Raw genomic sequence first — 7,784 nt, 5'->3', positions numbered from 1 at the left:
TTCTCGGCCAGCGTGCCCTGGGGCGTGAACTCCAGTTCCAGTTCGCCTGCGAGGTACTGGCGCTCGAACTCCTTGTTCTCGCCCACGTAGGACGAGATCATCTTCTTGATCTGACGGGTTTCGAGCAGCTTGCCCAGGCCAAAGCCATCCACACCCGCGTTGTTGGAGATCACGGTGAGGTTCTTCGCGCCCGAATCGCGCAGCGCGTCGATCAGGGCCTCAGGAATGCCACACAGCCCGAAACCGCCCACAGCCATGAGCTGGCCGTCTGCCACCACGCCCTTCAGGGCCTCGGCTGCGGAGGGGAATATCTTGTTCACCACGATCTCCTTATGAATTGGGATGCGCTACGATACTACGTATCTAAATAAGTAGTTTCTCGTAAAGACTTGCACTATGGACGTTGACTACCGACTGGCTTTCGACATGGCCCCCGTGGGGCTGGTGCTGTCACGCAACCGCACCATGGTCGATTGCAACCGCCATGTCTGCGAGATGTTCGGCGCCTCGCGCGAAGTGCTCATCGGCCAGTCGTTCCAGGTACTTTACCCAAGCGCCGACGAGTACGAACGCCTGGGCGCGCACATGGAGCCCATCCTGAACGCCAAAGGCCACTATGCGGACAACCGCATCATGAAGCGCGCCAACGGCGAGGTGTTCTGGTGCCATGTCTCGGGCCGCGCGCTCAACCGCGAAAATCCGCACGCTTCGGGCATCTGGAGCTTTGAAGACCTCAGTTCGCAGCGCACCGTGAAGGCCGAACTCACGGGCCGCGAGCGCGAAGTGGCGGCGCGCCTGCTGGAGGGCCTGACCTCCAAGGAGATCGGCCGGGCACTGGAGATCAGCCACCGCACGGTGGAGATCTACCGTGCGCGCCTCATGCGCAAGTACAACGCCTCCACCGCCGCCGACCTGGNNCCTTCCCCCTGAGGGGGACACCACCAGTGGCCTGGCAAAGCCAGTTCCACGGTGGCGCTGGCTTGGTACATGCCAGTTCTACGGGCGACAGGAAGCAGTCCAAGCCGAAGACCGCAGTCAGCCCCTCTTGGGCCCGTCGATCACCTCGGCGGCCGTGCGGAAGGCCTCCACCGCTGCAGGCAGGCCGCAATAGATGCTGGCGTGCAGCAGCACCTCCTGGATCTCGGCCGACGTGGCGCCATTGTTGAGCGCGCCGCGCACATGGCCCTTGAGTTCGTGCTGCTTGCCCAGCGCGGTGAGGAAGGCCACGGTGATCAGGCTGCGCGTCTTCATGTCCAGCCCCGGCCGCTGCCACACATCACCCCAGGCGTTGCGGGTGATGAACTCCTGGATGGGCTGGGTGAAGTCGGTGGCATTGCCAAAGGCATTGGCCACAAAGTCCTCGCCCATGACCTGCTTGCGCGTGGCCAGGCCTTTGTCGAAGTCCTTGGTGGAGGGGGTGGATGGTTGCGTCATGCGGGCTCTCCGGTTCGGTTCTTTGGGGGCCGCCATCGTAGCCGCCCCATGCACGCACAAGGCACATACCCATAAAAACGCCCCCTGCAGCGCCCCTCAGGACCCGCAGAGGGCGTTGGCACAACGCTCAGGCCTTGGCCGCCGCCAGGTCAAACCGGTCCAGGTTCATCACCTTGGTCCAAGCGCGGGCGAAGTCCTGCGCAAAGACCGCCTGGGCGTCGCTGCTGGCATAGACCTCGGCCAGCGCACGCAGCACCGCATTGGAGCCAAACACCAGGTCGGCCACCGTGCCGGTCCACTTTTTGGCGCCCGTGCTGCGGTCAACACCTTCCAGTACGCCCGCCGAGGTGGCCGACTTCTGCCATTGGGTGCGCATGTCGAGCAGGTTCACGAAAAAGTCGTTGCTCAACGTGCCGGGGCGCTGCGTGAAGACACCATGCGCTGCCTGGCCCACATTGGCGCCGAGCACGCGCAGGCCGCCGATCAGCACCGTCATCTCCGGCGCAGTCAACGTCAGCTGGTTGGCACGGTCCACCAGCAGCTCGGCCACGGCGCTTTCCAGGCCAGGGCGCACGTGGTTGCGGAAGCCATCGGCCACGGGCTCCATGACGTCGAACGACGGCACATCGGTCTGTTCTTGCGAGGCATCCGTGCGGCCCGGGGTGAAGGGCACGCTCACGCTCTGCCCGGCCTGCTTCGCGGCAGCCTCCACAGCGGCGCCACCGGCGAGCACGATCAGGTCGGCCAGCGAGACTTTCTTCTTGCCGCCCGCCTGCGATGCATTGAACGCCTGCTGGATCTTTTCGAGCTGGCCCAGCACCTTGGCCAGTTGCGCGGGCTGGTTCACAGCCCAGTCCTTCTGCGGCGCCAGGCGGATGCGGGCCCCGTTGGCGCCACCGCGCTTGTCGCCGCCCCGGAAGGTGGATGCAGACGCCCACGCAGTAGAGACCAGCTCAGCCACCGACAAACCCGAGGCCATCACCTGGGCCTTGAGCGCCGCAATGTCCTGCGCATCGACCAGCGCATGGTCCACCGCCGGGATCGGGTCTTGCCACACCAGCACTTCGGCGGGCACTTCAGCGCCCAGGTAACGCGCACGCGGCCCCATGTCGCGGTGCGTGAGCTTGAACCAGGCGCGCGCAAACGCGTCGGCAAACTGCTCGGGGTGGGCCAGGAAGCGGCGCGAGATCTTCTCGTAGGCCGGGTCCAAGCGCAGCGACAGGTCGGTGGTCAGCATGGTCGGCACCAGCTTCTTGGCCGGGTCATGTGCGTGCGGGATCGTCGCCGCCGCGCCCTTGGCGGTCCACTGGTGGGCGCCTGCCGGGCTCTTGGTCAGCTCCCATTCGTAGCCGAACAGGTTTTCAAAGAAGTTGTTGCTCCACTGGGTGGGCGTGGTGGTCCAGGTCACTTCCAGGCCGCTGGTGATGGTGTCACCGCCCTTGCCGGAGCCGTAGCTGCTCTTCCAGCCCAGGCCCTGTTCCTCGATGCCCGCGCCCTCGGGCTCCTTGCCCACCAGCGCAGCGTCGCCCGCGCCGTGGGTCTTGCCGAAGGTGTGGCCGCCAGCAATCAATGCCACGGTTTCTTCATCGTCCATGGCCATGCGCGCAAAGGTGTCTCGGATGTCGCGTGCGGCGGCAATGGGGTCGGGGTTGCCGTTCGGGCCTTCGGGGTTCACGTAGATCAGCCCCATCTGCACGGCGGCCAGGGGGTTGGCCAGGTCGCGCTCGCCGCTGTAGCGCTTGTCGCCGCCCAGCCAGGTGGATTCGGCCCCCCAGTAGACGTTTTCATCGGGTTCCCACACGTCGGGGCGGCCACCGGCGAAACCGAAGGTCTTGAAGCCCATGGATTCCAGCGCCACGTTGCCCGCCAAAATCATCAGGTCGGCCCACGAAATCTTGCGGCCATACTTCTGCTTGACGGGCCAGAGCAGGCGGCGGGCCTTGTCCAGATTGGCGTTGTCGGGCCAGCTGTTGAGCGGCGCAAAACGCTGCTGCCCTGCCCCTGCGCCACCACGGCCGTCCGCCAGGCGGTAGGTGCCCGCACTGTGCCAGGCCATGCGCACAAACAGCGGGCCATAGTGGCCAAAATCTGCGGGCCACCAGTCCTGCGAATCGGTCATCAGCGCACGCAGGTCGGCCTTCAACGCTGCAAGATCAAGGCGCTTGAATTCTTCTGCGTAATTGAAGCCCTCGCCCATCGGGTCGGTGAGCGGCGAGTTCTGGTTCAGCGGGCGGAGATTGAGCTGGTTGGGCCACCAGTCGGCATTGCGGGGGCCCGTGGGCACGGCCTTGCTGTGGTCAAAGGGGCACTTGGCTTCGGTGGTCATGGGGCATCTCCTGTAAGAACGTGAATGAACGCATCAACAGGGCAGATGGTAGGAAGCAATCCCGCGCAGGTAAATTGAATCGATTGAATCCCATCAATAGCTAATTTCAATAAAACACCAAATCACCATTGGCGTTTTCAAAGATGCACCGCCAGCCCACGCCAACGACCGCCCCAGGTCAACGCGCTCGCGTCAGCGGCAGACCACCCACATCCAGCTGCGCGCACAGGATGTGGCCGTGGGTGGAATCGGTCACAAACACCGTGGCGCGCCCTGCCCCGCCAAACGCCAGGTTGGTGGTGGACGCCCCGACCGGCCCGCGCAGCACCTGCACGGGCTCGGCGCGGTGGTTGAGCACCCACACATAGCCCAGGCCCGGGTTGGCCACCAGCAAGCGGCCGCTCGCATCTACTGCCAGCCCATCGGGGCCGCTCGGGCCATAGGACGTGAAGAACTGCCCCACCTTGGCCACGCTGCCATCGGGCAGCAGGGGCACGCGCCACACGCAGTTGCCGCGCGTCACGGCCAGGTAGAGCACGCGCCCGTCGGGCGACAGGGCCACGCCGTTGGGACTGGGCACGTTGGCCAGCAGCAGGTCGAGCTGGCCATTGGGGCGCAGGCGGTACAGGCGGCCGCTCGGGTCATGCAGGCCGCTTTGACCCTGGTCGGTGAAGTAGAGGTTGCCTTCAGCGTCAAAGATCAGGTCGTTCACGCCCTTGAAGCGCTCGCTGTTGCGGCGCTGCAGGTACGGGGTGACTGTGCCGCTGGCCACATCCAGGCGCATCAGCCCGTTCTTGTAGTCGGTGATGAGCAGCGTGCCCGCATCCATGAACTTCATGCCGTTGGGCTCGCCGTCGTACTCGGCCACCAGGCTCCAGGCACCCTGCGGGTCGATGCGGAAGATGCGGCCCCAGGGGATGTCGGTCACGTACAGATTGCCCGCGCCGTCAAACACCGGGCCTTCGAGGAACGAATCGGTGACGGTGCCGCCCCGGTTGGCGTCGGCCCAATCGCTGCGCTCATGGCGGCGGAAAGCGTCGGGCATCGAGGTGAAAAATTCCAGCGTGCGGACCTCGGGGGATTGCAGAAGAAACATGGGAGCGTCTTTCGTTGTCAGGCGGTGGCATCGAAACCATACAGCCGCGCCGGGTTGCCGACCAGGATGCCGTCCATGGCCTCATCACTGCCAGCCCAGGCGTGCAGCAGGTCCACCAGATCGGCATCGTTCACGGTGCCGGGCACCTCGGTGGTGTGCGGCCAGTCGCTGCCCCACACCAGCCGCTCGGGCGCGGCCTGCACCAGGGCCTGGCCCAGCGGCAGCGTATCGGCATAGCGCGGGCCGTGCACCATCGAGCGCATGTAGGCCCCCGAGAGCTTGACCCAGGTGTTGCCGCCATCGAGCAGGCCGCGCACCACGCCATAGGCCTCCGCTGCGGGGCCTTCGGCGGGGTCGATGCGGCCCAGGTGGTCGATGACCAGGGGCACGGGCAGAGTGTGCAACTGGGGAGCGAGTGCAATGAGTTGCTCAGGGTGCGCAAAGATCTGGATATGCCAGCCCGCGCAGGCCGGGTGATCGGCCACCTTGCGGGCCAGGGTGGTCAGCATGGCGGGCGTGGTGGTGCCCCACGATTGGGGCGAGACGAAGTTGACCCGCAGCCCGCGCACACGGCGCGCGGCCAGGCGGGTCAGCTCGTCGGCGCTCACGTCCTGGTCCACCACCGCGACACCGCGCGCACTGTCGCCCAACTGGTCGAGTGCATCGAGCGTGCAGGCGTTGTCGATGCCGTAGGTCGATGGCGTGACCACCACTGCGCGCGCAGTGCCCAGGCGCGCCTGCAGTTGCCGGTACACCGCCACGGGCGCCACTGGCGGAGTGCGCGGCCAATGGGCTGACGGCGCAAAGCGCGGGTCAAAGATGTGCATGTGGCTGTCGCACGCACCGGGCGGCAACCGGCGCTGCGGACGGTTCAGGCCCACCGAGTGCGGCACGGGCGTGGTCAGCGCGGGCAAAGGCATCAGTCAGTCCAGCTTGATATTGCCCTTCTTCACCACCTCGCCCCACTTCGCGTCTTCCTTCTTCAGGAAGGCGGCAAAGTCTGCGGGCGTGGAGCCCACGGGCTGGGCGCCCAGGTCGGCCAGGCGCTGTTTCACTTCGTCTTCCTTCAGCACCTCTTGCAGGGCCTGCTGCAGCTTGGTGGCGATGGGGGCGGGCACGCCTGCGGGCAGGAACATGCCGTTCCACTCATAGGCCTCATAGCCGGGGATGGCGGCCTCGGCCACCGTGGGCACATCGGGCAGGCGCTTGGAACGCTCTGGCGCCGACACGGCCAGCGCGCGCAGCTTGCCACCCGCTACATGCGGGTAGGTGGCGGCCACGGTGCCGAACATGAAGTCCACCTGGCCGGCCATCACATCGGTGATGGCCGGGCCGCCGCTCTTGTACGGCACATGCACCATATCGAGGCCCAGCTTCTGGGCCATCAGCTCCGCCGCCAGGCGCTGCACCGTGCCGCTGCCGCCCGAGGCAAAGTTGATCTTGCCCGGCTGCGCCTTGGCCTTGGCGATCAGCTCGCCCACGTTTTTGTAGGGCGCATCGGCCTTCACGATGAGCACGTTGGGCGCCAGCAGCACCAGCGACAGCGGCTGCAGTGCCGTGCTGGCGTAGGGCATCTTGGGGAACAGGTGCGGGTTGATGGAGTACGGCGTGGCGTCGTACAGCATGGTGTAGCCGTCCGCCGGGGCCTTGGCCACAAAGCTGGCGCCAATGGTGCCGCTGGCGCCGGCCTTGTTGTCCACGATCACGCTGCCGCCCAGCTTGGCGCCCAGGCGGGTGGCCACCACACGGGCCACGGCATCGGCCGCGCCGCCAGGGGCGTAAGGCACGACGATGGTGATGGGCCGCTCGGGGAAGGCGGCATGGGCCACGCCAGCCGCCAGAGCGCAAGCGGCGATCAGGGGTTTGAGGAAGCGGAACATACGTGTCTCCAATCAGTTCTGGGTTCTACAACAGGGCGGCTCAATCTGCTTTGAGATCGAGCGCCTTGGCAATCTGGCTATAGGTGGTCACTTCACGGGCCACACGGGCGGCAAAGGTGTTGCCACACACCGATTCGGCATCCATCCCCAGGCCGCGCAGCTTTTCGGCGGCCGACTCGCTCTTGGCAAAATCGGCGGCCGTGCGCTCCAGCGCCTGGGCGATGGGCTCGGGCAAGCCCGCAGGGGCCAGCACGCCGTACCACACGTCGGCGGCATAGTTGCCACCGCCCGCTTCGGCAAACGTGGGCACCTCGGGCACCAGGGCCGAGCGCTGGGGCGCGCCCACGGCCAGCGCGCGCAGCTTGCCGCTCTTGATGTGCGGCAGCACCGAACCCAGGGTGGCGAAGGAGCTGTCGAGCTGCCCGCCCATCAGGTCCGTCACCACGGGCGCGGCGCCCTTGTAGGGCACATGGTTGAGCTGCAGGCCCTGGGCGCGGGCAAACACCTCGGTGGCAAAGTGGCCCGAGCTGCCCACCCCGGCGGTGCCTGCGGTCACGCGGCCAGGTTCGGCGCGGGCCTTGGCTTGGTAATCGGCCAGTGTCTTGACCGGCAGGCTGGGGGCCACCACCAGCGCCGTGGGGCTGCTGGCCACTGTGCACAGGGGGCGGAAGGACTTCACCGCATCGAACTTGACGCGGCCCTGGTACAGCGCCGGAATCATGGTGTGGTTGGTGGCGCCAAACAGCAGCGTGTAGCCATCGGCCGGGGCACTGGCCACGGCCTGGGCGGCAATGATGGTGCCCGCGCCGGGCTTGTTGTCGATGATGAACGGCTGGCCCAGCGCCTTGCTGGCGTGGTCGGCAAAGGCGCGTGCCACCACATCGGTGGGGCCGCCTGCCGCAAAGCCCACCACCAGCTTCACGGGCTTGGTGGGGTAGCCTGCCGCACCTGCTTGCGCGTGGGCTGCGCAGGACGCTATTAAAACCATAGCTGCTAGCGCTTGAGGGACGAGCGCCAGAGGCGTATTTTCCTGATTAGCGACTTACCT

8 protein-coding genes are annotated in these 7,784 nt (G+C 66.4%); 1 reads left to right on the top strand and 7 read right to left on the bottom strand.

All coding sequences use genetic code 11. From position 1 onward, the window contains the following. A partial coding sequence (locus DBV10_RS22440) for a CoA transferase subunit A (RefSeq protein ID WP_148090346.1) occupies positions 1 to 320 on the bottom strand: 320 nt, incomplete at its 3' end. A gap of 76 nt (positions 321 to 396) precedes the next feature. Between DBV10_RS22440 and DBV10_RS22435 the strand changes: the two genes are divergently transcribed. Next, positions 397 to 930: a PAS and helix-turn-helix domain-containing protein gene (locus DBV10_RS22435; protein ID WP_124515760.1), complete on the top strand. Its 534-nt coding sequence runs from the start codon at positions 397 to 399 to the stop codon at positions 928 to 930. Positions 931 to 1,035: 105 nt separating this feature from the next. Here DBV10_RS22435 and DBV10_RS22430 read toward each other — a convergent pair whose 3' ends face one another. The 6 genes from DBV10_RS22430 to DBV10_RS22405 form a co-directional block, all read right to left on the bottom strand. Then, on the bottom strand, positions 1,036 to 1,434 hold the full coding sequence (locus tag DBV10_RS22430; RefSeq protein WP_124515759.1) for a carboxymuconolactone decarboxylase family protein: 399 nt from the start codon (positions 1,432 to 1,434) through the stop codon (positions 1,036 to 1,038). Positions 1,435 to 1,561: 127 nt separating this feature from the next. Further along, positions 1,562 to 3,760, bottom strand: coding sequence for a catalase/peroxidase HPI (gene katG / locus DBV10_RS22425; RefSeq protein ID WP_124515758.1), 2,199 nt, complete (start codon positions 3,758 to 3,760; stop codon positions 1,562 to 1,564). Between the two features lie 178 nt (positions 3,761 to 3,938). Then, positions 3,939 to 4,856: an SMP-30/gluconolactonase/LRE family protein gene (locus DBV10_RS22420; RefSeq protein WP_124515757.1), complete on the bottom strand. Its 918-nt coding sequence runs from the start codon at positions 4,854 to 4,856 to the stop codon at positions 3,939 to 3,941. 17 nt (positions 4,857 to 4,873) lie between these two features. Continuing rightward, complete coding sequence (locus tag DBV10_RS22415) at positions 4,874 to 5,776, bottom strand: amidohydrolase (protein WP_124515756.1); 903 nt, start codon at positions 5,774 to 5,776, stop codon at positions 4,874 to 4,876. Between the two features lie 3 nt (positions 5,777 to 5,779). Continuing rightward, positions 5,780 to 6,736, bottom strand: a complete 957-nt coding sequence (locus tag DBV10_RS22410) for a tripartite tricarboxylate transporter substrate binding protein (protein ID WP_124515755.1) — start codon at positions 6,734 to 6,736, stop codon at positions 5,780 to 5,782. A 40-nt stretch (positions 6,737 to 6,776) separates the two neighbouring features. Further along, complete coding sequence (locus tag DBV10_RS22405) at positions 6,777 to 7,724, bottom strand: tripartite tricarboxylate transporter substrate binding protein (RefSeq protein ID WP_124515754.1); 948 nt, start codon at positions 7,722 to 7,724, stop codon at positions 6,777 to 6,779. Positions 7,725 to 7,784 lie beyond the last annotated feature (60 nt).

It is taken from the genome of Acidovorax sp. FJL06 (genome assembly GCF_003852545.1).
GTDB lineage: Bacteria > Pseudomonadota > Gammaproteobacteria > Burkholderiales > Burkholderiaceae_C > Acidovorax.
Note: the sequence above shows the minus strand (reverse complement) of the source record. Positions and strands in the feature narration are given on the sequence as shown.

What these genes read in the sequence shown, in the direction of transcription:
- DBV10_RS22430 (WP_124515759.1), bottom strand. Translation starts at nt 1,434, where the DNA reads ATGACGCAACCATCCACCCCCTCCACCAAGGACTTCGACAAAGGCCTG.
- katG (WP_124515758.1), bottom strand. Translation starts at nt 3,760, where the DNA reads ATGACCACCGAAGCCAAGTGCCCCTTTGACCACAGCAAGGCCGTGCCC.
- DBV10_RS22420 (WP_124515757.1), bottom strand. Translation starts at nt 4,856, where the DNA reads ATGTTTCTTCTGCAATCCCCCGAGGTCCGCACGCTGGAATTTTTCACC.
- DBV10_RS22415 (WP_124515756.1), bottom strand. Translation starts at nt 5,776, where the DNA reads ATGCCTTTGCCCGCGCTGACCACGCCCGTGCCGCACTCGGTGGGCCTG.
- DBV10_RS22410 (WP_124515755.1), bottom strand. Translation starts at nt 6,736, where the DNA reads ATGTTCCGCTTCCTCAAACCCCTGATCGCCGCTTGCGCTCTGGCGGCT.
- DBV10_RS22405 (WP_124515754.1), bottom strand. Translation starts at nt 7,724, where the DNA reads ATGGTTTTAATAGCGTCCTGCGCAGCCCACGCGCAAGCAGGTGCGGCA.